This is a genomic window from Streptomyces sp. NPDC023723 (assembly GCF_040639815.1).
Lineage (GTDB): Bacteria > Actinomycetota > Actinomycetes > Streptomycetales > Streptomycetaceae > Streptomyces.
Window position 1 is genome coordinate 46994 of sequence record NZ_JBFAAP010000004.1, and the last position, 26520, is coordinate 73513.

The 26520-nt window shown below is 73.1% G+C and carries 25 protein-coding genes and 1 pseudogene; 12 read left to right on the top strand and 14 right to left on the bottom strand.

Annotated elements, in window-relative coordinates; genetic code table 11:
• Window positions 1–46 precede the first annotated feature (46 nt).
• From AB0G32_RS06915 to rbsD, 5 genes are read left to right on the top strand one after another with little or no spacing between them, the layout of a single operon-like run.
• Window positions 47–1114, top strand: a complete 1068-nt coding sequence (locus AB0G32_RS06915) for a LacI family DNA-binding transcriptional regulator (RefSeq protein WP_361159232.1) — start codon at window positions 47–49, stop codon at window positions 1112–1114.
• The gene (locus AB0G32_RS06920) at window positions 1111–2655 is read left to right on the top strand and encodes a sugar ABC transporter ATP-binding protein (protein WP_361159235.1); all 1545 of its coding nucleotides are present in this window, start codon (window positions 1111–1113) and stop codon (window positions 2653–2655) included. Before AB0G32_RS06915 ends, AB0G32_RS06920 begins: the two co-directional genes overlap by 4 nt.
• A complete protein-coding gene (locus tag AB0G32_RS06925; RefSeq protein WP_361159238.1) occupies window positions 2645–4585 on the top strand; it encodes a substrate-binding domain-containing protein in 1941 nt (646 codons plus the stop codon). Before AB0G32_RS06920 ends, AB0G32_RS06925 begins: the two co-directional genes overlap by 11 nt.
• 55 nt (window positions 4586–4640) lie before the next feature.
• On the top strand, window positions 4641–5543 hold the full coding sequence (locus tag AB0G32_RS06930) for a ribokinase (protein WP_361159240.1): 903 nt from the start codon (window positions 4641–4643) through the stop codon (window positions 5541–5543).
• Complete coding sequence (gene rbsD, locus AB0G32_RS06935; RefSeq protein ID WP_361159243.1) at window positions 5540–5926, top strand: D-ribose pyranase; 387 nt, start codon at window positions 5540–5542, stop codon at window positions 5924–5926. The genes AB0G32_RS06930 and rbsD overlap by 4 nt, the downstream gene beginning before the upstream one ends.
• Window positions 5927–6136: 210 nt before the next feature.
• Here the strand turns inward: rbsD and AB0G32_RS06940 are convergent, their stop codons facing one another.
• Genes AB0G32_RS06940 through AB0G32_RS06950 form a run of 3 tightly spaced genes read right to left on the bottom strand, consistent with a single transcriptional unit; the run spans window position 6137 to window position 9263 of the window.
• Complete coding sequence (locus AB0G32_RS06940) at window positions 6137–6967, bottom strand: sugar phosphate isomerase/epimerase family protein (protein WP_361159246.1); 831 nt, start codon at window positions 6965–6967, stop codon at window positions 6137–6139.
• On the bottom strand, window positions 6964–8115 hold the full coding sequence (locus AB0G32_RS06945) for a dihydrodipicolinate synthase family protein (RefSeq protein WP_361159249.1): 1152 nt from the start codon (window positions 8113–8115) through the stop codon (window positions 6964–6966). Before AB0G32_RS06945 ends, AB0G32_RS06940 begins: the two co-directional genes overlap by 4 nt.
• Window positions 8112–9263: a Gfo/Idh/MocA family oxidoreductase gene (locus AB0G32_RS06950; RefSeq protein WP_361159252.1), complete on the bottom strand. Its 1152-nt coding sequence runs from the start codon at window positions 9261–9263 to the stop codon at window positions 8112–8114. The genes AB0G32_RS06945 and AB0G32_RS06950 overlap by 4 nt, the downstream gene beginning before the upstream one ends.
• A 160-nt stretch (window positions 9264–9423) precedes the next feature.
• Here AB0G32_RS06950 and AB0G32_RS06955 point away from each other — a divergent pair, with 160 nt between their 5' ends.
• Window positions 9424–10470, top strand: coding sequence for a LacI family DNA-binding transcriptional regulator (locus AB0G32_RS06955; RefSeq protein WP_361159255.1), 1047 nt, complete (start codon window positions 9424–9426; stop codon window positions 10468–10470).
• 74 nt (window positions 10471–10544) lie between these two features.
• Complete coding sequence (locus tag AB0G32_RS06960) at window positions 10545–11345, top strand: sugar phosphate isomerase/epimerase family protein (RefSeq protein ID WP_361159258.1); 801 nt, start codon at window positions 10545–10547, stop codon at window positions 11343–11345.
• Window positions 11346–11363: 18 nt separating this feature from the next.
• Here the strand turns inward: AB0G32_RS06960 and AB0G32_RS06965 are convergent, their stop codons facing one another.
• From AB0G32_RS06965 to AB0G32_RS06975, 3 genes and pseudogenes are all read right to left on the bottom strand, one after another.
• Entirely contained in the window at window positions 11364–12425 is a 1062-nt protein-coding gene (locus AB0G32_RS06965; RefSeq protein ID WP_361159261.1) for a hypothetical protein, read from the bottom strand.
• A gap of 16 nt (window positions 12426–12441) precedes the next feature.
• On the bottom strand, window positions 12442–12693 hold the full coding sequence (locus AB0G32_RS06970; protein WP_361159264.1) for a hypothetical protein: 252 nt from the start codon (window positions 12691–12693) through the stop codon (window positions 12442–12444).
• Window positions 12694–12800: 107 nt separating this feature from the next.
• Window positions 12801–13097 (bottom strand): annotated as a pseudogene (locus tag AB0G32_RS06975) (EamA family transporter); the annotation flags it as partial.
• Between the two features lie 286 nt (window positions 13098–13383).
• On the opposite strand from AB0G32_RS06975, the gene AB0G32_RS06980 reads away from it, so the two are divergent.
• Window positions 13384–15246: a glycoside hydrolase family 3 N-terminal domain-containing protein gene (locus AB0G32_RS06980; protein WP_361159266.1), complete on the top strand. Its 1863-nt coding sequence runs from the start codon at window positions 13384–13386 to the stop codon at window positions 15244–15246.
• Between the two features lie 168 nt (window positions 15247–15414).
• Window positions 15415–16050 (top strand): hypothetical protein, encoded by a 636-nt coding sequence (locus AB0G32_RS06985; protein ID WP_361159269.1) that lies wholly within the window; start codon window positions 15415–15417, stop codon window positions 16048–16050.
• A 19-nt stretch (window positions 16051–16069) separates the two neighbouring features.
• Here the strand turns inward: AB0G32_RS06985 and AB0G32_RS06990 are convergent, their stop codons facing one another.
• From AB0G32_RS06990 to AB0G32_RS07015, 6 genes are all read right to left on the bottom strand, one after another.
• Window positions 16070–17494: a S28 family serine protease gene (locus AB0G32_RS06990; protein WP_361159272.1), complete on the bottom strand. Its 1425-nt coding sequence runs from the start codon at window positions 17492–17494 to the stop codon at window positions 16070–16072.
• A gap of 70 nt (window positions 17495–17564) precedes the next feature.
• Window positions 17565–17945, bottom strand: a complete 381-nt coding sequence (locus AB0G32_RS06995; RefSeq protein WP_361159275.1) for a hypothetical protein — start codon at window positions 17943–17945, stop codon at window positions 17565–17567.
• A 68-nt stretch (window positions 17946–18013) separates the two neighbouring features.
• On the bottom strand, window positions 18014–21754 hold the full coding sequence (locus AB0G32_RS07000; protein ID WP_361159278.1) for an ABC transporter ATP-binding protein: 3741 nt from the start codon (window positions 21752–21754) through the stop codon (window positions 18014–18016).
• A gap of 87 nt (window positions 21755–21841) precedes the next feature.
• Window positions 21842–22879 (bottom strand): esterase-like activity of phytase family protein, encoded by a 1038-nt coding sequence (locus tag AB0G32_RS07005; RefSeq protein WP_361159281.1) that lies wholly within the window; start codon window positions 22877–22879, stop codon window positions 21842–21844.
• 50 nt (window positions 22880–22929) lie between these two features.
• Window positions 22930–23208, bottom strand: coding sequence for a hypothetical protein (locus AB0G32_RS07010; protein WP_361159284.1), 279 nt, complete (start codon window positions 23206–23208; stop codon window positions 22930–22932).
• Window positions 23205–23426 carry a hypothetical protein gene (locus tag AB0G32_RS07015; protein WP_361159287.1) on the bottom strand — a complete coding sequence of 74 codons (222 nt, stop codon included), beginning with the start codon at window positions 23424–23426 and terminating at the stop codon, window positions 23205–23207. The genes AB0G32_RS07010 and AB0G32_RS07015 overlap by 4 nt, the downstream gene beginning before the upstream one ends.
• 165 nt (window positions 23427–23591) lie before the next feature.
• Here AB0G32_RS07015 and AB0G32_RS07020 point away from each other — a divergent pair, with 165 nt between their 5' ends.
• Genes AB0G32_RS07020 through AB0G32_RS07030 form a run of 3 tightly spaced genes read left to right on the top strand, consistent with a single transcriptional unit; the run spans window position 23592 to window position 24844 of the window.
• A complete protein-coding gene (locus AB0G32_RS07020) occupies window positions 23592–24386 on the top strand; it encodes a helix-turn-helix transcriptional regulator (protein WP_361159290.1) in 795 nt (264 codons plus the stop codon).
• Complete coding sequence (locus AB0G32_RS07025; RefSeq protein ID WP_361159293.1) at window positions 24379–24639, top strand: DUF397 domain-containing protein; 261 nt, start codon at window positions 24379–24381, stop codon at window positions 24637–24639. Before AB0G32_RS07020 ends, AB0G32_RS07025 begins: the two co-directional genes overlap by 8 nt.
• Entirely contained in the window at window positions 24632–24844 is a 213-nt protein-coding gene (locus AB0G32_RS07030) for a DUF397 domain-containing protein (RefSeq protein WP_361159296.1), read from the top strand. Before AB0G32_RS07025 ends, AB0G32_RS07030 begins: the two co-directional genes overlap by 8 nt.
• On the opposite strand, the gene AB0G32_RS07035 is transcribed toward AB0G32_RS07030, so the two are convergent.
• Window positions 24835–25209 carry a VOC family protein gene (locus tag AB0G32_RS07035; protein ID WP_361159299.1) on the bottom strand — a complete coding sequence of 125 codons (375 nt, stop codon included), beginning with the start codon at window positions 25207–25209 and terminating at the stop codon, window positions 24835–24837. The genes AB0G32_RS07030 and AB0G32_RS07035 overlap by 10 nt on opposite strands.
• A gap of 243 nt (window positions 25210–25452) precedes the next feature.
• The gene (locus AB0G32_RS07040; protein WP_361159301.1) at window positions 25453–26355 is read right to left on the bottom strand and encodes an NADP-dependent oxidoreductase; all 903 of its coding nucleotides are present in this window, start codon (window positions 26353–26355) and stop codon (window positions 25453–25455) included.
• Between the last annotated feature and the right edge of the window lie 165 nt (window positions 26356–26520).

The window sequence follows — 26520 nt, forward strand, 5'->3', positions numbered from 1 at the left end:
TCCAATCCTCCTCGTGTAATCGATTCCACGAGGAGGTGGAACGTCGATGGCGAGCATCAAGGACGTCGCCGCCGAGGCCGGTGTCTCCGTCGCCACGGTGTCGCGGGTGCTCAACGGGCACCCGTCCGTCAGCGCGAGGGCCCGTGCCCGCGTGCTGGCCGCGGTCGAGGCGCTGGGCTACCGGCCCAACGCCGTCGCCCGGTCGCTGCGCACCGACCAGACCCGCGCCCTCGGCCTGGTCATCAGCGACGTCATGAACCCGTACTTCACCGAGCTGGCCCGCTCCGTGGAGGAGGAGGCCCGCGCGCTCGGCTACAGCGTCGTCATCGGCAACGCCGACGAGCGGCCCGATCTCCAGGACCACCACGTCACGACGCTGCTGGACCGGCGGATCGACGGACTGCTGGTGTCCCCGACGGACGGCGGTTCGCCGCGGATGCTGGAGGCGGCGCGGGCCGGCACCCCGATGGTGTTCGTCGACCGGTGGATCCCGGGCGTCGACGTGCCCGTGGTGCGGTCGGACGGACGGGACGCGGTACGGGATCTCGTGGCGCATCTGCACGGGCTCGGGCACCGGCGGCTCGCGATCATCGCGGGGCCGGCCGCCACCACCACCGGCCGGGAGCGCGTCGACGCGTTCCGGGCGGCGCTCGGCGCGTACGGGCTCGGCCTGCCCGATGCCTACATCGGCCAGGGCGACTTCCAGGCCGACAGCGGACGGCGGGTCACCGAGGGGTTCCTCGACCTGCCCACGCCGCCGGACGCCGTCTTCGCCGCCGACAACCTGATGGCGCTGGGTGCCCTGGACGCCGTACGGGCCCGCGGCCTGCGGGTTCCCGAGGACCTCGCGCTCGCCGCCTTCGACGACATCCGCTGGTTCGTGCACACCGATCCGCCGGTCACCGCCATCGCCCAGCCGACCGGCGAGCTGGGCCGGGCCGCCGTGCGGGCGCTGGTCGACCGGATCGAGGGGCGGCCCGGCGCGTCCGTGACGCTGCCCGCGCGGCTCGTCGTGCGGCGCTCGTGCGGTGAGCCGCCGCCCCCGTCCCCCGCTTCACCCCAGTCCCCCGCTTCCCCCCAGTCCCCCTCCCCCGTACGAAGGAGTACGACGTGAGCGACCGACGGCAACCGGACGAGTTGCTGCGCATCGAGGGCATCCGCAAGACCTTTCCCGGCGTGGTCGCGCTCGACGGCGTGGACTTCGAGCTGCGCCGCGGCGAGGTGCATGTGCTGCTCGGCGAGAACGGCGCGGGCAAGAGCACCCTCATCAAGACGCTCTCCGGCGCGCACACGCCCGACGCCGGGCGGATCCTGGTCGACGGCCGGGAGGTGCGCATCAACGGGGCGCAGGACTCCGAGCGGCTCGGGATCGCCACCATCTACCAGGAGTTCAACCTCGTTCCCGAGCTGACCGTCGCCGAGAACATCTTCCTCGGGCGGCAGCCGCGCCGGTTCGGGATGATCGACCGGAAGCGGATGGACGCCGAGGCGGCCGTGCTCCTGGCACGGGTCGGGGTGGACGTGTCGCCCCGTACGAGGGTGCGTGAACTCGGTATCGCGCGGCTTCAGATGGTCGAGATCGCCAAGGCCCTGAGCCTGGAGGCGCGCGTACTGATCATGGACGAGCCGACCGCCGTGCTCACCTCCGAGGAGGTGGACAAGCTCTTCGCCATCGTGCGGCGGCTGCGCGCGGACGGCGTCGGGATCGTCTTCATCACCCATCACCTGGAGGAGATCGCCGCCCTCGGCGACCGGGTGACCGTCATCCGGGACGGGGCGAGCGTCGGGCAGGTACCGGCGGCCACCCCCGCGGCGGAACTGGTCCGGCTGATGGTCGGGCGGTCGATCGAGCAGCAGTATCCGCGCGAGCGGACGGACGGCACCGGCGAGCCGCTGCTGGCGGTCGAGGGGCTCACCCGGGACGGCGTCTTCCACGACGTCGGCTTCGAGGTGCGGGCCGGCGAGGTCGTCGGGATCGCGGGGCTGGTCGGCGCCGGGCGGACCGAGGTCGTACGGGCGGTGTTCGGCGCCGACCCCTATGACCGGGGCAGCGTGCGGGTCGGCGGCGCGCCACTGCGCGGGCACGACGTGGGCGCCGCGCTGGCCGCCGGGATCGGGCTGGTGCCCGAGGACCGCAAGGGGCAGGGGCTGGTCCTCGACGCCTCCGTCGAGGAGAACCTCGGGCTGGTCACCCTCGGGTCGACCGCCCGCGCGGGCCTCGTCGACCGCAAGGCGCAGCACGCCGCGGCGGCCCGGATCGCCGGGCAGCTCGGGGTGCGGATGGCCGGCCTCGGCCAGCACGTGCGCACCCTGTCCGGCGGCAACCAGCAGAAGGTCGTCATCGGCAAGTGGCTGCTGGCCAGTACCAAGGTGCTCATCCTCGACGAGCCGACGCGCGGCATCGACGTCGGCGCCAAGGTCGAGATCTACCAGTTGATCAACGAGCTGACGGCGGCCGGCGCCGCCGTCCTGATGGTCTCCAGCGACCTGCCCGAGGTGCTCGGCATGAGCGACCGGGTGCTGGTCATGGCGCAGGGCCGGATCGCCGGCGAACTCGCCGCCCCGCAGGCCACCCAGGACGCCGTGATGGCGCTCGCCGTCAGCAACCCCCAGCACGCCAAGGACCACGGAACGGAGGCCGACGGTGGCCACTGACACCCTCAAGAACACGTCCGGCGGCGGGCTGCGCCGGCTGCTGCTCGACAACGGCGCGCTGACCGCGCTGATCGTCCTCGTGATCGCCATGTCGGCGCTCTCGGGCGACTTCCTGACCACCGACAACCTGCTCAACGTCGGCGTGCAGGCCGCCGTCACCGCCATCCTCGCCTTCGGTGTCACCTTCGTGATCGTCGCGGCCGGCATCGACCTGTCGGTCGGTTCGGTCGCCGCGCTGTCGGCCACCGTGCTGGCCTGGACCGCCGCCGAGGGCGGGGTGCCGGTGCCGATAGCCGTACTGCTGGCGGTCGCCACCGGCATCGCGTGCGGCCTGGTCAACGGTTTCCTCGTCTCGTACGGGAAGCTGCCGCCGTTCATCGCCACGCTCGCCATGCTGTCGGTGGGGCGCGGGCTGTCGCTGGTCATCTCGCAGGGGTCGCCGATCCCGTTCCCGGACTCCGTCGCGCACCTCGGTGACACGCTCGGCGGCTGGCTGCCGGTGCCGGTGCTGGTGATGGTCGTGCTGGGGCTGGTGACCGCCTTCGTGCTGGGGCGGACGTACATCGGCCGGTCCATGTACGCCATCGGCGGCAACGAGGAGGCCGCGCGGCTGTCCGGGCTGCGGGTGAAGCGGCAGAAGCTCGCCATCTACGCGTTCTCCGGGCTGTTCGCCGCCGCGGCCGGCATCGTGCTGGCCGCCCGGCTCTCCTCCGCGCAGCCGCAGGCCGCGCAGGGCTACGAACTGGACGCCATCGCGGCGGTGGTGATCGGCGGGGCGTCGCTGGCGGGCGGCACCGGCAAGGCGTCCGGCACGCTGATCGGCGCGCTGATCCTCGCCGTGCTGCGCAACGGCCTCAACCTGCTCTCCGTGTCCGCCTTCTGGCAGCAGGTCGTGATCGGTGTGGTCATCGCGCTGGCGGTGCTGCTCGACACGGCCCGGCGCAAGGCGGGGGCGGCGCCGGCACCGGCCGGCACCGGGACGGCCGGGGGCCGGCGCAAGCAGGCCGTCACCTATCTGATCGCGGCGGTCGTCGCGGTGGCCGTGGTCGGCGCCACCTCGCTGCTGCACGGCGGGTCCGACGCCGGCGCCCGGCAGAAGATCGGGCTGTCGCTGTCCACGCTCAACAACCCCTTCTTCGTGCAGATCCGGGCCGGTGCGCAGGAGGAGGCCAAGAAGCTGGGCGTCGACCTCACCGTCACCGACGCCCAGAACGACGCCTCCCAGCAGGCCAACCAGGTACAGAACTTCACCAGTGAGGGGCTGTCGTCGGTCATCGTCAACCCGGTGGACTCCGACGCGGCCGGACCGTCGGTGCGCTCGGCGAACAAGGCGGACATCCCCGTCGTCGCCGTCGACCGGGGCGTGACCGAGGCCGACACCGCCGCGCTGGTCGCCTCCGACAACATCGAGGGCGGCGAACTGGGCGCGCGGGCGCTCGCCGAGAAGCTCGGCGGCAAGGGCACGATCGTCGTCCTCCAGGGGCAGGCCGGCACCTCCGCCAGCCGGGAGCGCGGCGCGGGCTTCGCGGCCGGGCTGAAGAAGTACCCCGGGATCAAGGTGGTCGCCCGGCAGCCCGCCGACTTCGACCGCACCAAGGGCCTGGACGTGATGACGAACCTGCTCCAGGCGCACCCCGACATCAAGGGCGTGTTCGCGGAGAACGACGAGATGGCGCTCGGCGCGATCAAGGCGCTGGGGTCCAAGGCCGGCAAGTCGGTGCAGGTCGTCGGGTTCGACGGCACGCCGGACGGGCTGACGGCGGTGCAGGACGGCACGCTGTACGCGTCGGTGGCGCAGCAGCCCAAGCAGCTCGGCCGGATCGCCGTGGACAACGCGGTGCGGGCGGCCGAGGGCAAGCCGACCGAGGAGACGGTCAAGGTGCCGGTGAAGGTGGTCACCGAGGAGAATGTGGCCGGCTTCGACGGCTGAGCGCCGCTGCAAGAACAACGGCTGAGCACCTCATCCACAGCGGGGAGATTGACCCATGTACGACTACGACCTGCTGGTCGTCGGGTCGGCCAACGCCGACCTGGTGATCGGCGTGCGGCGGCGCCCGGCGGCCGGGGAGACGGTGCTCGGCTCCGACCTGGCCGTCCACCCGGGCGGCAAGGGCGCGAACCAGGCGGTGGCCGCCGCCCGGCTCGGGGCCCGTACGGCGCTGCTGGCCAAGGTCGGCGACGACGACCACGGCCGGCTGCTGCTGGCCGCGCAGCGCGCGGCCGGCGTGGACACGGTGGGGGTCCTGGTGAGCGACGTGCCGACCGGCGTCGCGCTGATCACCGTGGACCCCTCCGGGGACAACAGCATCGTCGTCTCGCCGGGCGCCAACGGCCGGCTCACCCCGGGGGACGTCCGGGCCGCGAGCAGCCTCTTCCACGCGTCCCGGGTGGTGTCCGTGATGCTGGAGATCCCGCTGGAGACGGTGGTGGAGGTGGTGCGGAGTCTGACGCCGGACAACCGCTTCGTCCTCAACCCCTCGCCGCCGCGCCCGCTGCCCCGCGAGGTGCTGGACGCCTGCGACCCGCTGATCGTCAACGAGCACGAGGCCAAGGTGCTCCTCGGCGCGTCCGCGGTCGGCGACCGGCCGGAGGACTGGGCGCGGATCCTGCTGGCCAAGGGGCCGCGCTCGGTGGTGGTCACGCTGGGCGCCGAGGGCGCGCTGGTGGCCTCGAAGGACGGCGTGGCGCGGGTGCCGTCGGTGCCGGTGCGGGCCGTGGACACCACCGGCGCCGGGGACGCGTTCACCGCGGCGCTCGCCCACCGGCTCGGCACGGGCGCCACCCTCGCCGAGGCGGCGGCGTACGCGGCCCGGGTCGGCGCGGCGGCCGTGACGAAGGCGGGGGCGCAGGAGTCGTACCCGACGGCCGAGGAGGTCCAGGCACTGTGAAGAAGACCGGAATACTCAACCGCCGGCTCGCCGGCGCGCTGGCCGGGCTGGGCCACGGGGACGGCGTCCTGGTGTGCGACGTCGGGATGCCGGTTCCGGACGGTCCGCGCCTGGTCGACCTGGCGTTCCGGGCCGGGGTGCCGTCCTTCGCCGAGGTGCTGGACGGGCTGCTGGCGGAGCTGGTGGTGGAGGGCGCGACGGGCGCACTCGAGGTACGGGAGGCCAATCCCGGCGCGGCCCGGCTGCTGGCCGCCCTGCCCGCCCTCGAACTCGTGCCGCACGAACGGCTGAAGGAGCTGTCGGCGGGGGCCCGGCTGGTGGTGCGGACCGGCGAGGCCCGGCCGTACGCCAACGTCCTGCTGCGCTGCGGGGTCTTCTTCTGATCTTTCCCCGCACCCGTTTCTGATCTCTCCCCGCGCACACTTCGGGGGCCCGGTTCACCGACCGGGCCCCCTCGCGTTTCCCCTCCCTCAGGACTCCGCGATCCCCCCAGATCTCCCCCCACGGGTGTCCTGATGCCAAGTACGACACGTCGCGGCGCGGAAGGGTTGCACGGCTGCCGAAGTTTTTTTTCGGCGCCCGGACCGGGGCCGTCAGCGGGTGTGTTCGGTGAACCGCCGCACCGTCTGGGCCAGCACCTCCCGCCCGTCCCGCGCCCACAGGGCCTCGTTGAACAGTTCCACCTCGATGGGGCCGGTGTAGCCGGCCGCCTCGACGTGGCCCTGCCACTCGCGCAGGTCGATCGAGCCGTCGCCGAGCTGGCCGCGGCCGTTGAGGACGCCCGCGGGCAGCGGGGTGGTCCAGTCGGCCAGCTGGAAGGTGTGGATGCGGTCGCCCGCGCCGGCCCGGGCGATCTGTGCCGGGGCCTGGTCGTCCCACCAGATGTGGTACGTGTCCACCGTGACGCCGACCTGGTGGGCCGGGAAGCGTTCGGCGAGATCCAGGGCCTGGGTGAGGGTGGAGACCACGCAGCGGTCGGCGGCGTACATGGGGTGCAGCGCCTCGATGGCCAGGCGGACGCCGTGCGCCTCGGCGTAGGGGGCGAGTTCGGCCAGGGCGTCCGCGATGCGTTCGCGGGCGGCGCGCAGGTCCTGGTCGCCGGGCGGCAGGCCGCCGGAGACCAGGACCAGGGTGTCGGTGCCGAGGGTGGCGGCCTCGTCGACGGCGCGCCGGTTGTCGGCCAGGGCGGCCCGGCGGGCGTCCGGGTCGGTGGCGGTGAGGAAGCCGCCCCGGCACAGGGTGGTGACGTGCAGACCGGCGTCGCGGACCAGCTTGGCGGCGGCCTCGACGCCGTACTCCTGGACCGGTTCGCGCCACAGGCCGACGTTGCCGACGCCCAGGTCGCGGCAGGCGGCGGCGAGTTCGGGCAGGGTGAGCTGCTTGACGGTCATCTGGTTGATGCTGAAGCGTTCGAGATCGGTCACTGGTGGACTCCGTACAGGGACAGCAGGGTGCGCATCCGGTCTTCGGCCAGCTTCGGGTCGGGGAACAGGCCGAGGCCGTCGGCGAGTTCATAGGCGCGGGCCAGGTGCGGCAGGGAGCGGGCCGACTGGAGGCCGCCGACCATCGAGAAGTGGCTCTGGTGGCCGGCCAGCCAGGCCAGCAGGACGACGCCGGTCTTGTAGTAGCGGGTCGGGGTCTCGAAGAGGTGGCGGGCGAGGGCGACGGTGGGGTCGAGGAGGGACCGGAAGCCGGGGACGTCTCCGGTGTCCAGGACCCGGACCGCCGCGGCGGCCAGCGGGCCCAGCGGGTCGAAGACGCCGAGCAGGGCGTGGCTGAAGCCCTGTTCGTCGCCGGCGATCAGCTCGGGGTAGTTGAAGTCGTCGCCGGTGTAGCAGCGCACGCCCGGCGGCAGCCGGCGGCGCAGGTCGATCTCGCGCTGGGCGTCGAGCAGGGAGACCTTGATGCCGTCGACCTTGTCGGGGTGGGCGGCGATGACCTCCAGGAAGGTGTCGGTCGCCGCGTCGAGGTCGGCGGAGCCCCAGTAGCCCGCGAGCGCCGGGTCGAACATGGGGCCGAGCCAGTGCAGGACGACGGGTTCGGCGGACTGGCGCAGCAGGTGGCCGTAGACGTCGAGGTAGTCGTCCGGGCCCTGCGCGGTGGCGGCCAGGGCGCGGGAGGCCATCAGGATGGCCTGGGCGCCGGACTCCTCGACGACGGCGAGCTGTTCCTCGTAGGCGGCGCGGATGCCGGCGAGGGTGCCGGTGGTCAGCTGGTCGGTGCCGACGCCGCAGGCGATCCGGCCGCCGGTGGCCTTCGCCTCGGCGGCGGAGCGGCGGATGAGTTCGGCGGCGCCGGCCCAGTCCAGGCCCATGCCGCGCTGGGCGGTGTCCATCGCCTCGGCGACGCCGAGCCCGTGCGACCACAGGTGGCGGCGGAAGGCGAGGGTGGCGTCCCAGTCGACGGCGGCCGGGCCGTCCGGGGCGGTGTCGGCGTACGGGTCGGCGACGACGTGCGCGGCCGAGAAGACGGTACGGGAGGTGAAAGCGCTTCCCGGAGTCAGGGCCAGGGGTTCGGCGCGGGGCTGGTAGGCGCGCAGGGTGCCGTCGGGGCCGGGGAGGCGGAGGGTCACAGCGCGATCTCCGGTACGGCCAGGCGGCGGCCCTCGGCGGAGGACCGCAGGCCCAGTTCGGCGAGCTGGACGCCGCGGGCGCCGGCCAGCAGGTCCCAGTGGTAGGGGGCGTCGGCGTAGACGTGCCGCAGGAACAGCTCCCACTGGGCCTTGAAGCCGTTGTCGAACTCGCCGTTGTCCGGCACCTCCTGCCACTGGTCGCGGAAGGCGTAGGTGGCCGGGATGTCCGGGTTCCAGACCGGCTTGGGGGTGGCGCTGCGGTGCTGGACGCGGCAGTCGCGCAGGCCCGCGACGGCGGAGCCCTCGGTGCCGTCGACCTGGAACTCGACCAGTTCGTCGCGGTTGACCCGGACCGCCCAGGAGGAGTTGATCTGCGCGATCGCGCCGCCGTCCAGTTCGAAGACGCCGTAGGCGGCGTCGTCGGCGGTGGCGTCGTAGGGCTTGCCGTTCTCGTCCCAGCGCTGCGGTACGTGGGTGGCGGTGAGCGCCTGGACGGAGGTGACCCGGCCGAACAGCTCGTGCAGCACGTACTCCCAGTGCGGGAACATGTCGACGACGATGCCGCCGCCGTCCTCGGCGCGGTAGTTCCAGGACGGGCGCTGGGCGTCCTGCCAGTCGCCCTCGAACACCCAGTAGCCGAACTCGCCGCGCACGGAGAGGATACGGCCGAAGAAGCCGCCGTCGATGAGGCGCTTGAGCTTGAGCAGGCCCGGCAGGAACAGCTTGTCCTGGACGACGCCGTGCTTGATGCCCTTCGCGGCGGCCAGCCGGGCGAGGTCGAGGGCGCCGTCCAGGCCGGTGGCGGTCGGCTTCTCGGTGTAGATGTGCTTGCCGGCGGCGATGGCCTTCTTGATCGCCTCCTCGCGGGCCGAGGTCACCTGCGCGTCGAAGTAGATGTCGACGCTGTCGTCGGCCAGCACCGCGTCCAGGTCGGTGGCGACGTGCTCGATGCCGTGCCGCTCCGCCAGCGCCCGCAGCGCGTGCTCGCGGCGGCCGACCAGCACCGGCTCCGGCCACAGCACGGTGCCGTCACCGAGGTCGAGGCCGCCCTGCTCGCGCAGGGCCAGGATGGAGCGGACCAGGTGCTGGCGGTAGCCCATGCGCCCCGTCACACCGTTCATGGCGATACGCACCGTCTTGCGTGTCACGTCGTTCCCTTCGTACGCGGTCTGCGCGCCGCATCCGCCGGGCGGGCGTGATAGCAAGCGCTTTCTATCTGATACGAAGCTAGCCTGTGGACGGTGGTCCGGACAAGACCACGGCCGGGGCGACACGCCTCTTGGGTGCGATGACGCGGAGGACGAGGACATGACGGTGACCCTGGCGGACGTGGCGGCCCGCGCGCAGGTCTCCCCCGCGACGGTGTCGCGCGTGCTGAACGGGAACTACCCGGTCGCCGCGTCCACCCGGGAGCGGGTGCTGAAGGCGGTCGACGAACTGGACTACGTGCTCAACGGTCCCGCGAGCGCGCTCGCCGCCGCCACCTCCGACCTGGTCGGCATCCTGGTGAACGACATCGCCGACCCGTTCTTCGGGATCATGGCGAGCGCGATCCAGTCCGAGATCGGCGGGCCGGGCGGCCGGGCCGGCGGGGAACGGCTCGCCGTGGTCTGCAACACGGGCGGCGTCCCCGAGCGCGAGCTGACCTATCTCACGCTGCTGCAACGGCAGCGGGCGGCGGCCGTGGTGCTGACCGGCGGGGCGGTGGAGGACGCGCCGCACCAGACGGCCGTGGCCGCGAAGCTGCGCCGGCTGGCGGAGGCGGGCACCCGGGTGGTGCTGTGCGGGCGGCCGCCGGCCCCGGAGACCGGGGCGATCGCGCTGACCTTCGACAACCGGGGCGGCGGCACGGAACTGACCGAGCATCTGATCGGGCTCGGGCACCGGCGGGTCGGTTACATCGCGGGCCCCGAGGAACGGACCACCACCCGGCACCGGCTGGAGGGCCACCGGGCCGCGCTGGCCGCGCACGGCATCGCGGAGGACCCGCGCTGGACGGTGCACGGCCGCTACGACCGCCGGTCCGGCTACGAGGCCACGCTGGAACTGCTGCGCCGGGACCCGTCGCTGACGGCGGTGGTCGCGGCGAACGACTCCGTCGCGCTGGGAGCCTGCGCGGCGCTGCGGGAGTCCGGGCTGCGCATCCCGGCGGACGTGTCGGTGGCCGGCTTCGACGACCTGCCGTTCAGCGTCGACGCGGTGCCGGCGCTGACCACGGTGCGGCTGCCGCTGGCCCAGGCGGGCGCCCGGGCCGGGCGGATCGCGATGGGGCGGGAGGAGGCGCCGCCCGGAGGGATCGCGACGGTGCGGGGGGAGTTGATGGTACGGGGGTCCTCCGGAGCGCCCCGGGAGTAGGTGCCGGCGCGGGGCGCGCGGGGGCGCGTCCGGCGACGGAGTGAGGTGCGCCACAGCGGGTAGGGTCCAAGGTCATGAAACTGGCGTTCTCCACCCTCGGCGTTCCCGGAATGCCCGTGCCCGATGTGCTGCGGCTCGCGACGGAGCACGGCTGGCACGGCATCGAACTGCGCGCCCACCCCGAGGAACCGGTGCACCCCGGCCTGTCCCCCGCCGAACGGGTCGCGGTGGCGGCCCAGTTCGAGGCGGCGGGCGTCACGCTGCTGTGCGTCGCGGGCTACGCGCGCGTCGCGGCCCCCGGCGACGACGCCCCGGTCCTCGCGGAGCTGCGCGCCCTGCTCGATCTCGCCCGCGACCTGGGCGCCCCGTACATCCGGGTGTTCCCCGGCGGCGGCACCGGGCAGAGTGCCGAGGAGGCGGACGCGACGGCCGCCCGGCGGCTCGGCACGGCCGCCGAGTACGCGACCGAGGTGGGCGTGCGGATTCTGCTGGAGACCCATGACTCGCACCGCACCGGCGCCGCCGCGATCCGGGTCCTCGGCCTGGTCGGGCACCGTCAGGCCGGTGCGCTGTGGGACGTGATGCACACCTGGCTGGGCGGCGAGCAGCCGGTGGAGTCCTACGCCGCACTCGCCCCGCATCTCGGCTATGTGCAGGTCAAGGACATCGCCTCGGCCGACGACACCACGCCGCTGCCGCTCGGGGAGGGCGTGCTGCCGCTCACCGACTGCGTCGACCTGCTGTCCCGGCAGGGCTGGGACGGCTGGCTGTGCTGGGAGTACGAGAAGCGCTGGTACGAGAACGCCGCCCCGCTGCCCGGTCTGCTGGGCGCGGGACGGCGGCATCTGGCCCGGCTGCTCAACGAGTCGGCCTGACCTGGGCGGGTACCTCGGTCAGCCGGCCCGGGGCGTCGGGAAGGCGCCGGTCCGGCCGGTCCCCCGGGTCCGCAGCGGGTGGCCGTTGCTGATCACGTACGTCATGACGGCGGGCTCCGGCACCCGGGGCGGGGGCGCGGGCGTGGGCGCGGTGCGGCGGGGTTCGGCGGGCGCGTCGTAGCGGGTGCCGGTGGTGGCCTCGGCGGTCGCCGGGGCCGGGGCGTCGGCCTGCGTGGCCGGCCCCGGCTCCGGGGCCGGTGCCGTCATCGGGTCGGGGGCCTGGTCCGGGTCGGGCAGCGGCCGGGGCTCGGGGCGTACCCGGTGGCGTGGGGCGCGGCGGCGGGGCGGCCGGGTCAGGGTGATCTGCCGGACGAGCTGCTGGAAGCAGGCCAGGGAGGCCAGTCCCGGCAGCGCGGCGGCCGCGACGTCGACGACCGTGCCGGGCGCCTGGAGCACGCACAGGAACACCGCGATCAGCGAGAAGCCCAGCACGACGCTCCAGGCGTGCAGGGCGCGGCGCTGGTGCAGGGCCGCCCGCAGGACCGAGAGCGACGCCATCAGCCAGGGGCCGAAGACCAGCAGCGGCCACCAGGCGACGACACCGGACTCCAGCCGGGTGACGGCGACGACGCGCAGCGGGTCGTAGGCCACGATGCCGCTGAGCAGGCTCACCGCGGAGGCGATGACGGTGGCGAGGGCGGCGGTGACGTAGCTGACCGCCTCGACGCCGCGCGGCCCGCGCGGCGGGCGGGACCGGCGGTGGCTGCGGGCCGCCGCGGGCTCCTTCAGCGCGGGCAGTTCCTCCGTGATGTCCCGCAGGTTGCCCAGCGGGCTGCCCGGGGCCGGGGCGGCGGCCGGCGTCTCGTGCGGGCCGCCGCCGGCCGGCCGGGGCGGCGGCTCGCCGGGGCGCTGCTCCTCCAGGGCGTCCTGGAGCATGACGGCCAGTTCCTCGTCCCAGGACATGTCCGGTACGAGGGGTGCCGCGTCGTCCTCGGTGGGAGCGCGGTGCCGGCCGCGGCCCGCCTCGTCGTAAACGAATCCCGGGAATGCCCGGCCGTAAACGAGTTCGTCGTCATACACGATAAATAGGGCCCGCTCATTCAGCTCGCGACAGTACTGGCCATTCTTTGATCGCGCCCCAGCGTCTGGTGAAATCGTCCTGAAGTTCACCCAGCACATCCAGGAAATCCCGCAGAATCGGCTCCGTCTCCCTGAGGGTCACAGGGCGTCCGCCTCTCGTCAGGGTTCCGTTCACGGTGGCCGCCGAGTGCACCGGAGCCTGGATGTACGTGTAGGAACCCAACGAGAGCACGTTCGGCGCGGCTGTGCACCCAGTCACCTTGCTCATGTTCCGACTAACGCCGGGTCACTCCTCTGGATGCGCGGCACACGAGTGAACAATTAGCCGGAAAAATAGTTTATCCGGGTCGGCCACGGCATCGAAAAGGGCTTTTTTCATTGTCGGAACAATGAGGCCGTACCGGCGGGCTGTCGAGGACCGGGGGCGCCGACCGGTTCCGTGGTCCGGCGCCGGGCCGGGAGGGAGGTCAGGGCCACCCCGCCGACCAGCAGCGCCGCCGCGCAGCCCTGGGCCGGGGAGACCGGCTCGCCCAGGAACAGGGCCGCCGACGACATGCCGAAGACCGGCACCAGGAGCGAGAACGGCGCGACCGAGGAGGCCGGGTGACGGCGCAACAGCCAGCCCCAGGCACCGAAGCCGAAGACGGTCGAGATCCAGGCGACGTAGATCAGCGCCGGGGGGGGGGGGCAGCACCCACGCGTGCCGCACCGGCGTGTTGTCACCAACCGCGGGGAGCCGGGAACCCGGGGGCGGTCCCGGCCGTCCAATGCGCGCGTCGCCGGACGAGTCTGCGTGGTGCGGTGTCGGCTCTCGCTGCTGGCTGCGATCGCTGACCAACCCTCTCCGCCGCACCGCGGCCGGCCGCGTACCGCCGTCGGCGCCCACCCCTCCCAGCGCCGGCGGCGGACCCGCGCGCCGACCGGGTGCGCTCCCTTGACCCTCGGTAACTTCCCGGCTATGGCTGACATCCCGGACGTCATGTCCAGCCCCGTCCCCGAAGGAGCGCACGTGCCCGAGCCCTCCAGACGTACCCTGCTCGCCGCCGGCGCCGGTACCGCCGCCGCGCTCGCCGCGGCCGGCCCCGCGGCCGCCCGGACCGCCGTACCGGACGCCGACGGCCTGCGCACCCTCGTCTCCCGGATGTCCCTGGAGGAGAAGGTCGGCCAGCTGTTCGTGACGCGGGTCTACGGCCACTCCGCCACCGCCCCCGACCAGGCCGACGTCGACGCCAACCTGAAGGAACTCGGCGTCCGCACGGCCGCCGAGCTGATCGCCAAGTACCGGGTCGGCGGCGTCATCTACTTCGCCTGGGCGCACAACACCCGTGACCCGCACCAGATCGCCGGCCTGTCCGACGGCATCCAGCGGGCCTCCCTGGAGCTGGAGCGCGGACTGCCGGTGCTGATCTCCACCGACCAGGAGCACGGCGCGGTGGCCCGGATCGGCGCCCCGGCCACGCTGTTCCCGGGCGCGATGGCGATCGGCGCCGGCGGCTCCCGGGCCGACGCCCGCACCCTCGGCCGGATCTCCGGCGCCGAGCTGCGCGCGATGGGCATCCGGCAGGACTACGCCCCCGACGCCGACGTCAACGTCGACCCGGCCAACCCGGTGATCGGCGTCCGCTCCTTCGGCTCCGAACCGCGGGCGGTGGCCGCCCTGGTGGCCGCCGAGGTCGCCGGGTACCAGGGATCCGGTGTCGCCGCCTGCGCCAAGCACTTCCCGGGGCACGGGGACACCGCCGTCGACAGCCATACCGGCTTCCCCGTCATCACGCACAGCCGCGCCGAGTGGGCGGAGCTGGACGCGCCGCCGTTCCGCGCCGCGATCGCGGCCGGCATCGACTCGATCATGACCGCGCATCTGATGGTCCCGGCGCTCGACGACGCCGGTGACCCGGCCACCCTGTCCCGGCCGATCCTCACCGGCCTGCTCCGCGGCGAACTGGGCTACGACGGGGTGGTGGTCACCGACTCCCTCGCCATGGAGGGCGTACGCACCAAGTACGGCGACGACCGGGTGCCGGTGCTGGCGCTGAAGGCGGGCGTCGACCAGCTCCTCAACCCGCCCGACCTGGACCTGGCCTGGCACGCGGTGCTGACCGCCGTACGGGAGGGCGAACTCACCGAGGCGCGGATCGATGAGTCCGTGCTGCGGGTGCTGCGGCTGAAGCGGCGGCTCGGGCTGTTCCGGGACCCGTACACCTCGCGGCGGGAGCTGGACCGCACGGTCGGCACCCGGGCGCACCTGGCGGCGGCCGACCGGATCGCCGAGCGGACGACCACCCTGCTCGTCAACGAGGACGCCGTGCTGCCGCTGTCCCCGCGCCGCACGCCGAAGGTCCTGGTCGTGGGCGCCGATCCGGCCTCCCCGACGGGGACCACCGGGCCGCCGACCGGGGTACTGGCCACCGCGCTGACCGAGCTGGGGTTCACGGCCACCGCCCTGTCCACCGGCACCGCCCCGGCCGCGGCCGTCGTCGCGCGGGCGGTCGCGGCGGCCGGGGCGGCCGACGCGGTGGTGATCACCACGTACAACGTCACCGCGGGCAGCGGGCAGGCCGCGCTGGCGCGGGAGCTGGTGGCGACCGGGAAGCCGGTGGTGGCGGTCGCCGTCCGCAATCCGTACGACGTCGCCCAGCTGCCCGGTGTCCCGGCGGTGCTGGCCGCCTACGGCTGGACCGATGTCGAGGTGCGCGCGGCGGCCCGGGTGCTCGGCGGCCGGGTCCGGCCCCGGGGCCGGCTGCCGGTGCCGGTGGTGCGGGCGGACGATCCGGCGACGGTGCTGCTGCCGGTCGGGCACGGGCTGGCGTACCGGACGTAGCGCGGGTACGCCACGCGCGCCGGTGGCGGGCTCCGCACGCGGCGCAATACACCCCGCGCCGCTGGCGTGCGCCCGCCGCGGCGGGTCACGCTGGACGGTGGTCCCGGTGAACGCGGGGGGCGGGCGTACGGGGGATTATCGGGGGCGGCGATGCGATCGATGCGGTGCATGCGTCGGGCACGGGCGGCGGCCGGTGCGACGGTGCTGCTCGCGGCGGTGCTGACCGGCTGTCAGAGCGCGACCGGGACGACGACCGCGGGGGACGGGCGGCTGGGCGAGAGCGCGGCGGGTGCCGCGGCGTCCGTCCGGCCGTCCGGGTACGGAGCGGTGTTCCTCGGCGTCGACGAGTGCAGCTCGTTCGGCATCAGCACCTTCACCGAGGTGTCCTGCGGCAGCGAGCGGGCGGCGGCGCGGGTGCTGGCCCGGCACGACGGCCGGGTCGAGGACGGCCCGCCGTGCCCGGCGGCCACCGACTTCGTGCTGCACATCAGCGAACAGCGGCCCGCCGCCGACGAGGACGGCGACGGCGCGGTGCCCCGGGGCTACGCCTGCATGCGCAACCTCCAGCCGCCGCACCCCGGCGATCCCGGCGCCGGGGGCGGCCCGCGCACCGTCGTCGGGGACTGCGTGTACGAGGCGGGCGGCGGCCAGGTCCGGGAGACGGCCTGCGCGGGCACCGGCGAGCGGGCCCCGCAGTACAAGGTGACCGCGGCGGTGACCGACCGGGCCCGCTGCCCCGCCGCGACGGCGTTGTACGTCCGTCTCGGCGGGGAGCGGCCGGTGGGCTGCGCCCGGCCGGTGTGAGCGTTACCGGCTCACGGGCTCACGGCCGCAGCGCGGGCTCGCGTTCGACGTCCCGGCGGTCGAGCCGGGCGTCGAACGCCGCCAGCGGCCGCGCCGCCGACGGGTCGGCCGCGACCGCCGCCGGGGCGACGCCGGCCCAGTCGAGGATGCGGGCGGTGGCCGCGGCCTTCTCCTCGGCGACCAGGCCCGCGACGTTGGCGCCGTGGTTCATGCCGGGCGCCGTGTAGACGTACGAGTCGTGCGCGCCCCGGCCGAGGCGGAACTGCTCGGCGCCCCACGGGTCGTTCTCGCCGTAGACGAAGAGCATCCGGTCGGCGTTGCGCTTGACCCACGCGTCCACGTCGTCCATCACGAACGGCTCGAACCGCATCGGGATGTCCCGGGGCACGAAGTTGCGCGGCGGCTGGTAGCCGTAGCGGATGTACTTCTTCTCGATGCCCGGGAAGTGGATGGTGGGCGCGCCGAGCTGGGTGCCCGCCTGGTAGTAGTACGGGGTGTACGGGCTGAGGCCCTGGTCGGTGTAGAAGGAGAAGCCGGAGATCGTGTCGACGGAGGTCCAGATCTCGTCGTCGGTGGCGTTCGCCGCGTCCGCCGGGATGCCGGCGCAGTCCGCCAGGGTGCTGTACTGCCAGAAGCCCCAGACGTAGTCGAGGACGACCGCCTCGTAGGCCCGGTCCAGGGAGCCGATGGTGTCGAAGGTGTAGCCGTTCTCGGCGGCGTACGCCTGGTACTTCTCCTCCAGGGCGGTCCGGCGCACCAGGGCCTCGCGCTGCACGCCGCTGAGCCGGGCCCGGCACTCGGCGGTGCCGACCGTCTCGAAGAACCGGTCGTAGGCCGAGTCCTCGCTGTTCACCACGTCGTTGGGGGCGACGTAGGCGACCACGCCGTCCATGTCGCGCGGGTAGAAGCGTTCGTAGTAGGTGGCGGTCATGCCGCCCTTGGAGCCGCCGGTGGAGATCCAGTTCTCGGCGTAGATCTTCTTCAGGGCCTTGAAGATGCGGTGCTGGTCGCTGGCGGCCTGCCAGATGTCCAGCTTGGACCAGTCGGCCGGGTCGGGCCGGGACGGGGTGAAGTAGCGGTACTCCATGGAGACCTGGTTGCCGTCCACGATCTGGGTCGGCTCGCGGCGGCTGGGCGTGGTGGAGACGCTGTAGCCGCCGGTGTAGAAGACCGTCGGGCGGGCGGTGTCCTTGTGCAGCACGGTGATCCGCTGCTGGAAGGTGCCCTTGGCCGGATGCCGGTGGTCGACCGGCTGGGTGTAGTTCAAGACGAAGAAGCGGTAGCCGGGGTACGGCTTCTCCTCGATCAGGCTCATCCCCGGTACGGAGAGCAGCCTCTCCTTGATGTCGGTGGCCTCCGGCTGGGCGGCGGTGGCCGCCTGGGCCGTACTGACGGTGCCTATCAGCACGGCCAGCGCCAGCAGCCATCTGAACGCCTTGCGCATGCACCCTCCCCTGTGGGTAACTGACGTCCGCCGGAAGCTAGCAGAAGCCTGTGCGCCAAGACAGGAACAATCAGCACAGGATCCAGCCGGAGCTGACCGACCTGGACCCCACCCTGCCCTTCACCCACACACAGCGCCGCCCGGCGTACACCGTCACCGGACCGGCCCGGTAGGCGTACCTGCCCTCGTCGACGACCGGCCGCCCGCCGCGCGCCTTCACACTGACCGACATCTTCCGCTTCGTCCCGGACCGCTCGGGCAGGGTGACGGCGCAGACGTACCCGCCGCGCTTGTAGACGACGACGGAGCCGGTGGCGAACGGCAGGGTGCGGGCCTTGCGGCCCGGGCAGGGCGCGGCGGCCTGCGCCTGCTGCGGCGGCGCGGCGACGGTGAGCAGTCCGGCGGCGGTCAGGACGGCCGTGCCGAGCGCCAGCCGGCTGCGTATACCCACCTTGGTCCCCCCTGTATGACCCCTGTATGACCCTGGATGACACTCGCTGACGTACTGGGGTACGACGATCAGGCCACCCCGACCGGTTCCTCCGGCTCGGCGGCGCCGATGAAGGCCCGCCACAGCCGGGCGTACTTTCCGTCGCGGGCCAGCAGTTCCTCGTGGCTGCCGTCCTCGGCGACCCGGCCGCGGTCCATCACCACCACCCGGTCGGCGCGGGCGGCCGTGGTCAGCCGGTGCGCGACGACCAGGGTGGTGCGGCGGCCGGCCAGCCGGTCGGCGGCCTGGTCGACCTGGGCCTCGGTGGCCAGGTCGAGGGCCGCGGTCGCCTCGTCGAGCAGCAGGATGTCCGGGTCGACGAGTTCGGCGCGGGCCAGCGCGATCAGCTGGCGCTGGCCGGCGGAGAGGTTGCGGCCGCGTTCGGCGACCTCGTGCAGATAGCCGCCGTCCAGGGTGGCGATCATCTCGTGTGCGCCGACCGCGCGGGCCGCCGCCTCCACCTCGGCGTCGGTGGCGTCCGGGCGGCCGTAGGCGATGGCGTCGCGGACGGTGCCGGGGAAGAGGTACGCCTCCTGCGGGACGACGCCGAGGCGGTGCCGGTAGGCGGTCAGGTCGAGGGCGCGCAGGTCCTGCCCGTCGACGGTGACCCGGCCGCCGGTCGGGTCGTAGAACCGGGCGACCAGCTTCACCACCGTGGACTTGCCGGCGCCGGTCTCGCCGACGAAGGCGACGGTCTGCCCGGCGGGAATCCGCAGGTCGACGCCGGTCAGGGCCTCCTCGGGCTGGTCGGCGGGCCCGTACGCGAACCGCACGTCCTCGAAGGCGATCTCGCCCCGCAGCGCCGGCACGTCGAGCGGCTGGTCGGCGGCCTTGGTGGACGTCGGCACCCGCAGCAGTTCCTGGATGCGGCCCAGCGAGACGGTCGCCTGCTGGTAGCCGTCGAAGACCTGGGAGAGCTGCTGGACCGGTGCGAAGAACAGGTCGATGTACAGCAGGTACGCCACCAGCGCGCCGGTGGTCAGCGTCGCGTCGTCGATCCGGCCGCCGCCCACGGCCAGCACCGCCGCCGCCGCGGCGGACGCCAGGAGCTGCACGAACGGGAAGTAGACCGAGATCAGCAGCTGCCCCCGGATGCGGGCCTGCCGGTAACTGCGGCTGCGCTCGGCGAACCGGCGCCCGCCGTCCTGCTCCCGCCCGAACGCCTGCACGATCCGCAGTCCGGCCACCGTCTCCTGGAGGTCGGCGTTGACGGTGGAGACCCGCTCCCGGGCCAGCTCGTACGCCTTCACGCTGGCCCGGCGGAAGAAGTAGGTGGCGATGATCAGCGGGGGCAGGGTGGCGAAGACGACGAGGGCGAGCTGGAGGTCGAGCACCAGCAGGACGCCCATGATCCCGAAGAAGGTGACGACCGACACGAACGCCGTGACCAGGCCGGTCTGCAGGAACGTGGACAGCGCGTCGACGTCCGTCGTCATCCGGGTCATGATGCGGCCGGTCAGCTCGCGCTCGTAGTAGTCCAGGCCGAGCCGCTGGAGCTGGGCGAAGATCTTCAGGCGCAGCGAGTACAGGACCCGCTCCCCCGTCCGTCCGGTCATCCGGATCTCGCCGGTCTGCGCGCACCACTGGGCCAGTACGGCGAGCAGTCCGAGCAGCGAGGCGGTCCACACCGCGCCGAGGGCCAGGCGTCCGACGCCGTCGTCGATGCCGTGCCGGATGAGGACCGGCAGCAGCAGGCCCATGCCGGCGTCCACGGCGACCAGCGCCAGGCTGACCAGGAGCGGCCGGCCGAAGCCTTGCAGCAGGCGGCGCAGGCCGTAGGAGTCCTCGGGGCGGACGGCGGCGCACTCGTCGATGTCCGGGGTGCCGGTGGCCGGCGGCAGGGCGTCGACCTGGGCGAGCAGTTCCGGGGTGGCCGGGGTCCCGGCGAGGGCGGTGTCCCGGGGCTCCCGCTCGCCCGTCCACAGCCGGGGGGTGATGCCGCGCTCGGCGTCGAACTCGGCGTCCAGTTCGTCCCGTACGGAGGTGTCCTCGACGGCCTCGGCGGGCCGGGCGGTGTGGCCGGGCGAGACGGCGCCCAGTTCGTCGGGGTCGGTGAGCAGCCGCCGGTAGAGGGCGCAGCGTTCCTGGAGTTCCTCGTGGGTGCCGAGGTCGGCGAGCCGGCCGGCGTCCAGGACGGCGATGCGGTCGGCGAGGTTCAGGGTGGAGCGGCGGTGCGCGATGAGCAGCGTGGTCCGGCCGCGCATGGCCTCCCTGAGCGCCCCGTGGATCTCGTGCTCGACCCGGGCGTCGACGGCGGAGGTGGCGTCGTCCAGGACCAGCAGCCGGGGGTCGGTGAGCAGCGCGCGGGCCAGTGCGACGCGCTGGCGCTGGCCGCCGGAGAGGGTCAGACCGTGTTCGCCGACGGTGGTGTCGTACCCGTCGGGCAGCTCCCGGATGAATCCGTCGGCCTGCGCGGCGCGGGCGGCGGCGGTTATCTCCTCGTCGGTGGCGTCGGGGCGGCCGTAGGCGATGTTGGCGCGCACGGTGTCGGAGAAGAGGAAGGAGTCCTCCGGGACCGGCGCGATGGCGGCCCGCAGCGAGTCGAGGGTCAGCTCGCGCACGTCGTGCCCGCCGACCAGAACGGCGCCGCGGGTCACGTCGTAGAAGCGCGGCAGCAGCAGGGAGACGGTCGACTTGCCGGAGCCCGAGGCGCCGACGACGGCGAGGGTCTCACCGGCCCGGATCTCGAACGACAGCCCGTCGAGGACGGGGCTGTGTTTGCCGGAGGCGGTGTCGTACCCGAAGGAGACGTCGTCGAACTCGACGGTGGCCGGTGCGTCGGGGGGCAGTTCCCGGCGGCCGTCCTCGATGGACGGTTCGGTGTCGATCAGCTCCAGGACGCGTTCGGTGCCGGCCCGGGCCTGCTGGGCGACGGTGAGGACCACGGCGAGCATCCGGACCGGGCCGACGAGCTGCGCGAGATACGTGGAGAAGGCGACGAAAGTACCGAGCGTGATGTGCCCGTGCACGGCCAGCCAGCCGCCCAGCGCCAGCATCGCGACCTGGCCGAGGGCGGGCACCGACTGGAGGGCCGGGGTGTAGGCGGCGTTCAGCCGGACGGCCCGCAGCCGCGCCGCGAACAGCTTCCGCCCGACCTGCCTGAGCTTGCCGGTCTCCTGGTCCTCCTGCCCGAACCCCTTCACCACCCGTACGCCGCTGACGGCGCCGTCGACCACGCCCGCGACGGCCGCCGCCTGGGCCTGCGCGTACCAGGTGGCCGGGTGCAGCCGGGTGCGGCTGCGGCGGGCGATGAACCACAGCGCCGGTGCGACGGCCAGCGCGACCAGGGTGAGCGGCGGGGACAGCCACGCCATGATCACCAGGGAGATCAGGAACAGCAGCACGTTCCCGATGGTCATCGGCAGCATGAACAGCAGACCCTGGATCAGCTGGAGGTCGCTGGTGGCCCGCCCCACCACCTGCCCGGTGGACAGCTCGTCCTGGCGCCGCCCGTCCAGCCGGGTGATCGCCCCGTACATGTCGGTGCGCAGATCGTGCTGGACGTCCAGGGCGAGCCGGCCGCCGTAGTACCGCCGCACGAAGGTCAGCCCGTAGACGACGACCGCGGCGCCGACCAGCAGCCCGGCCCAGGTGGCCATCTCCCTGCTCTTGTCCCCGATCACGTCGTCGATGATCACCTTGGTGATCAGCGGGACCAGCGCCATGACGGCCATGCCGCCCAGCGAGGCGCCGAGGGCGAGGACGACATCCTTGGGATAGCGCCAGGCGTAGCCCGCCAGTCGTCGTGCCCAGCCCCGTTGTGCGTCCACGCCGTGCCCTCCGGTCATCTGATCTGCCGGAAGGCACCAACGCGGGACGGGCGGGATTTCATCCCGCCGCAACAATTGGGCTGCCGGTCAGACCCGGACCCGCAGCCGGTAGAAGCGGGTGGTCTGGGTCGTGCCCTGGTTGTCGTCGCTGACCAGGAGCACGTCGAGGCGGCCCTTGGTACGGCCGGTGACCGCCATGCCCTCGATGTTGTCGAGCAGCGGGTTGGGCTGCGGCTGCTTGGCGGTGGCGCCGAGCGAGGGGCAGGCGGCGACATCGGTGAGCAGGGTCTTCTTGACCGTGCGGATGCCGGTCGCGGTGAGGGTCTCGGTCCCGCTGACGTCCGTGGCCCGGCGCGGGTCGGCCAGGTAGAGGCGGACGGTGTTCCCGACGCCGGAGGTGAAACCGCGCTCCAGCACGAGCAGCCGCCCGTCCGGCGTGGCGGTGACCTCGGGCACGCCGAGACCGGCGTCCACCTGGTAGGCGTACTGCGCGCCCAGCCGGAAGTGGTTGTTCTTGGTCCGCTGCCAGGTCTGGACGCGGACCAGGTTCGTGTCGTCGCCGGACAGGGCGTACTCCATCGAGGCGACCAGGGTCTTGCCGTCCGGGAGCAGGGTGAGCCCCTCGAACGTGCCGTTCGACTGCCCCCGGCCGGTGGGCGTGGTCCGCAGCGCGGCCGGGACGGGGAGGGTGTCCAGGATCTTGCCGGTGCGGGAGTAGCGGCGGACGGACGGCTCGGTCTCGGAGGAGACGAGGTAGGTGCCGTCCTGGTCCACGACGAGGCCCTCGCTGTCCAGCGCGGCACCGCTCTCGTCGGCGAGCGCGACGACGGACTTCGGCTCCAGGGTCTTCGCATCCAGCCGGAAGAGGGCGGAACGGTCGGACAGCGCGGCGATGCTGCCGCGGCCGTCCGTGGCCAGCGCGGAGAAGTTGCCGACGTAGGTGTCCTGGAAGGTCGTCTTGTCGAGGGCGTCGGAGAAGCCGTCGATGGCGACGGAGGACGAGCAGGCGTTCCGCGCCGCGACCACGGGGGAGGCGCCGGCCGGCCCGGCGGCCGTGAGACAGGTGGCGGCGGCCAGGCCGGCGGTGGCGGTGGCGAGTGCGGTGCGCAGGGTTCTCGTGTGCATGGCGGCACGGTACGGCGCGGTGGTGACGCGGGGTGGGCCGTCCGGTGAAGTCAGCGGGCGGCGAGCCGGTTTTCGGCGATCCGGTGTACGTCGGTCAGCGCGGCGTGCATGCAGGTCAGGGTGTAGCGGAGCTGGTCGGGCGTCGACCTGGGGTCGTCGAGCAGGTCGGCGGCGTGGCGGAGGAGCTGGGCGGCCATGTCGAGCTGAGCGGTTTCGATGGTGTCCGCGATCCGGGAGAGGGGGCCGGTGCCGTCGGTCAGGAGGTAACAGGGTTTGCCTTCGGGGCCGGTCCAGGGCAGGTGGCGGGCGGCGCGGGGGGTGTTGTTCACCGGGTCGCCTCCAGGTAGGGGCGGACGAGGGCGTTGTCCTCGCCGCGCAGGAGCGGGACGCCGAGGAGGCGTGCGGGCGGGGTGGGCGCGGCGACGCGTGCGGGGCGGGGGACGCCGGCCGCGCGTCGCCGTCGTCGGCGTCTGCCCGTGGCGGGCAGGAAGAGTTCAAGCAGCAGAAGCAGGGGTGGTGCGGTGAGTCGGGCGATACGGTGGCGCATGTCATCGGCTCCGTGAATATGGGCGGTGGCCATGCCCCCGGACCGGTGCGACGGTCGCGGGGGTCTCGCTTTGTGTAGCGATTCCCTCACAGGGTGGAGTGGGCGAGGCTAGGCTCGCCAGGGGCACGGATGTGACGGATGCCTTGTCACACGGGGGTCGAACGGATGAGCACCGCTTACGGCAACTGGCTCAGGCAGCAGCGAGAGGCGGCCGGGCTGACCCAGCAGCAACTGGCCGACATGGCTCTGATGACGCGGTCGCACATCGCGCATATCGAGGCGGGGCGCCGGTTGCCGTCCCGGGAGGACGCGCGACGTCTGGACGCGGCCCTGAACACCGGGAACGTGCTGAGCAGTTTCCTGCCGGAAAAGGAACCGGCGGTCGCCGACTACTTCGAGGCGGCGCGCTCCCTGGAGCAACAGGCGGTCATGATCCGTGAATTCGCCATGTCATTCGTACCGGGGATTCTCCAGACAGAGGCGTACGCGCGGGCGATCACCGCCACGTCGTTTCCTCCCGTGAGCGAAGCGGAATGTGACAGGCTCGTTGTCACACGGCTGGAGCGGGCGAAGATTCTGGATGATCCGGTCACTCCGGTCGTCTGGGCGCTGATCGACGAAGCGGTGCTACGGCGCGGCGCTGGAGGGCGCGAGGTGATGGCGGAGCAGGTCGCTCATCTCGTGGACATGGCGGAGGTCGGCCGGGTGCGTCTGCATGTGTTGCCCTTCGCTGCCGGTCGCCATCCCCTGATGGAGGGCATGCTCTCGCTGCTGGAGTTCCAGGACCAGCCGTCCGTGGCCTACACGGAAGGAATCGGTATGGGGAAGCTGCACGACTCCCCGTCCATGGTTCGGACGCTGGAGACTCGTTACGCTCTGGCGTTGAGCGACGCGTTGCCGCTGCAAGAGTCGCTGGCCCTGCTCAGAGGCATTGCGAGGGATTTGGAACGTCATGGCTGATCACCGCATACCTAATGCCTCGTCCCTGCGCGGCTGGCGACGGTCCTCTTACAGCAACGGCGAAGGTGGCAGCTGTCTGGAGATCGCGGACGGGTGGGACGGTGTCGTCCCCGTTCGGGACTCGAAGGTGCCGCACGGCCCCGCCCTGGTGGTCCCGGTGCTGGAGTGGGCCGCGTTCGTCGAAGCCGTCAAGGATGGGTCGGGCGGCCTTGTGCATGAGCGAGCTGCACAGGACCATGCACACCATGACTGACACGACCGAACAAGACGCCACGGCGTTGACGGGCTGGCGGAAGTCCTCCTACAGCGATTCCACCGCCGGGAGTTGCCTGGAAGTGGCCGATGGTTACGACGTCGTCCCCGTCCGCGACTCAAAGGTGCCGCACGGCCCCGCCGTGCTGATCCCGGCGGCGCCGTGGGCCGTGTTCGTCGAGTCGGTGAAGGGTGGTTACAGGTAGGGGCGGGTCAGGAGTTCGATCGCGTGGCCGGCGGGGTCCTTGAAGTAGACACCCCGGCCGCCGTGTTCGGTGTTGGTCTCGCCCGGGCGGCGCATCTGCGGGTCGGCCCAGTGGTCGATGCCGCGTTCGCACAGGAGCCGGTAGGCCCGGTCGAAGTGGTCGTCGTCGACCAGGAACGCGTAGTGCTGCATCTGGATCTCCACCGGCGGCTCGGCGAACTGGAGCAGTACGCCGCCGGTGAGCTGGATGTTGGTGAACGGACCCCAGGACGGCGCTTCCGGCACTTCCAGCAGTTCGCGGAAGAAGCGGGCGGATTCCTGGCGGTCCTTGGCGGCGATGATGGTGTGGTTGAACGTGGCTGGCATACGGCTGGCCTCACTCGGCTCGGCACGGAAAGGGACTCGTGGTGACGTACGAGTCCGGGAGGTCCGCGTGCCGGAGCGGGAGCGGGCCGCCGGTGCGGGGTCAGCCCAGCACCGGATAGCCGATCCGTGTGTGGCGTGGCGCCGGTCCGGTGTTCACGCCGGGAAATCTACGGGACTCCCCCGCCCCGGCAACAGCCCGCCGCCAAAACCGTGAACGTCCCCGCCCCGGCACCCCCGGTCCGCTCAGTCCATGAGCAGTACGAGTTTGCCGCGCGCGGCCCCCGCTTCGCCGCAGCGGTGGGCGTCGGCCACCTCGGTCAACGGGAAGGTCCGGCCGACCTGGATGGAGAAGCGGCCGGTCTCGGCCAGGCGCGCGACCTGGGCCAGCGCGTACGTGGCGCGGCCGGTGTCGCCCCGGCTGAAGCGCACACCCGTCTGCCGCGCCCCGCTGAAGTCGGCGACGGTGATCACGCGCTCGGGGGCTCCCGCGAGTGCCACGAGTTCGGGCAGGACACCGCTGCCGGCGACATCCAGTGCGAGATCGACGCCCGACGGCACGACGGCCCGGACGCGTTCCGGCATCCCGGCGCCGTAGGCCACCGGTTCGGCGCCGAGCGCGCGCAGGGCGTCGTGCGTGCCCGGGCTGCCCGTGCCGATGACGCGCGCGCCGCGCGCCACGGCGAGCTGGACGGCGGCGCTGCCGACGCTGCCGGACGCACCGTTGACGAGCACGGTGCGGCCGGCCGTGACGCCGAGCTGGTCGAGCGAGCGCGCCGCGGTCTCGGCGGCCACGGGGATCGCCGCGGCCCGCGCGTAGTCGAGCGGGTCCGGGACGGGCGCCCAGTGGGACAGTACGGCCGACTCCGCCTGGGCGGCCCCGTACGGCGAGATCCCGAAGACCCGGTCGCCGACCGCGACGCCCGGCACATCGTCGCCGATCTCGTCCACGAGACCCGCGGCCTCGTAGCCCAGGGTCTGCGGCAGCTCCTGGTCGAGCAGGCCCTGCCGCTTCTGCCAGTCGCCGGCGTTGACCCCGGCGGCCCGGACCTTGATCCGGATCTCGCGGGCTCCGGGGTGGGGATCGGGGAGGTCCACGACCTCAAGAACCTCCGGACCGCCGAACCGGCTGAACCGCGCTGCCTTCATGACGCACTCCTTCCGCGGAAGAAGTGGCGGATCGTCCGATGCCGCGTGCGCGCGTACTCACGGCCCGGCCATCAGCCCGGCCCCAGAGCACGTTTTTACTCCGATGCGTCGACCATACGTCAGGGGCCCGATTCACAGAGAGCTCCCAGGCCGGGGACAGTCCGC

Bases quoted from the DNA above. Each gene is read 5' to 3' on its own strand.
- AB0G32_RS06915 (WP_361159232.1), top strand. From the start codon at position 47: ATGGCGAGCATCAAGGACGTCGCCGCCGAGGCCGGTGTCTCCGTCGCC.
- AB0G32_RS06930 (WP_361159240.1), top strand. From the start codon at position 4,641: ATGTACGACTACGACCTGCTGGTCGTCGGGTCGGCCAACGCCGACCTG.
- AB0G32_RS06955 (WP_361159255.1), top strand. From the start codon at position 9,424: ATGACGGTGACCCTGGCGGACGTGGCGGCCCGCGCGCAGGTCTCCCCC.
- AB0G32_RS06960 (WP_361159258.1), top strand. From the start codon at position 10,545: ATGAAACTGGCGTTCTCCACCCTCGGCGTTCCCGGAATGCCCGTGCCC.
- AB0G32_RS06970 (WP_361159264.1), bottom strand. From the start codon at position 12,693: ATGAGCAAGGTGACTGGGTGCACAGCCGCGCCGAACGTGCTCTCGTTG.
- AB0G32_RS06980 (WP_361159266.1), top strand. From the start codon at position 13,384: ATGGCTGACATCCCGGACGTCATGTCCAGCCCCGTCCCCGAAGGAGCG.
- AB0G32_RS06985 (WP_361159269.1), top strand. From the start codon at position 15,415: ATGCGTCGGGCACGGGCGGCGGCCGGTGCGACGGTGCTGCTCGCGGCG.
- AB0G32_RS06990 (WP_361159272.1), bottom strand. From the start codon at position 17,494: ATGCGCAAGGCGTTCAGATGGCTGCTGGCGCTGGCCGTGCTGATAGGC.
- AB0G32_RS07005 (WP_361159281.1), bottom strand. From the start codon at position 22,879: ATGCACACGAGAACCCTGCGCACCGCACTCGCCACCGCCACCGCCGGC.
- AB0G32_RS07015 (WP_361159287.1), bottom strand. From the start codon at position 23,426: ATGCGCCACCGTATCGCCCGACTCACCGCACCACCCCTGCTTCTGCTG.
- AB0G32_RS07020 (WP_361159290.1), top strand. From the start codon at position 23,592: ATGAGCACCGCTTACGGCAACTGGCTCAGGCAGCAGCGAGAGGCGGCC.
- AB0G32_RS07025 (WP_361159293.1), top strand. From the start codon at position 24,379: ATGGCTGATCACCGCATACCTAATGCCTCGTCCCTGCGCGGCTGGCGA.
- AB0G32_RS07030 (WP_361159296.1), top strand. From the start codon at position 24,632: ATGACTGACACGACCGAACAAGACGCCACGGCGTTGACGGGCTGGCGG.
- AB0G32_RS07035 (WP_361159299.1), bottom strand. From the start codon at position 25,209: ATGCCAGCCACGTTCAACCACACCATCATCGCCGCCAAGGACCGCCAG.
- AB0G32_RS07040 (WP_361159301.1), bottom strand. From the start codon at position 26,355: ATGAAGGCAGCGCGGTTCAGCCGGTTCGGCGGTCCGGAGGTTCTTGAG.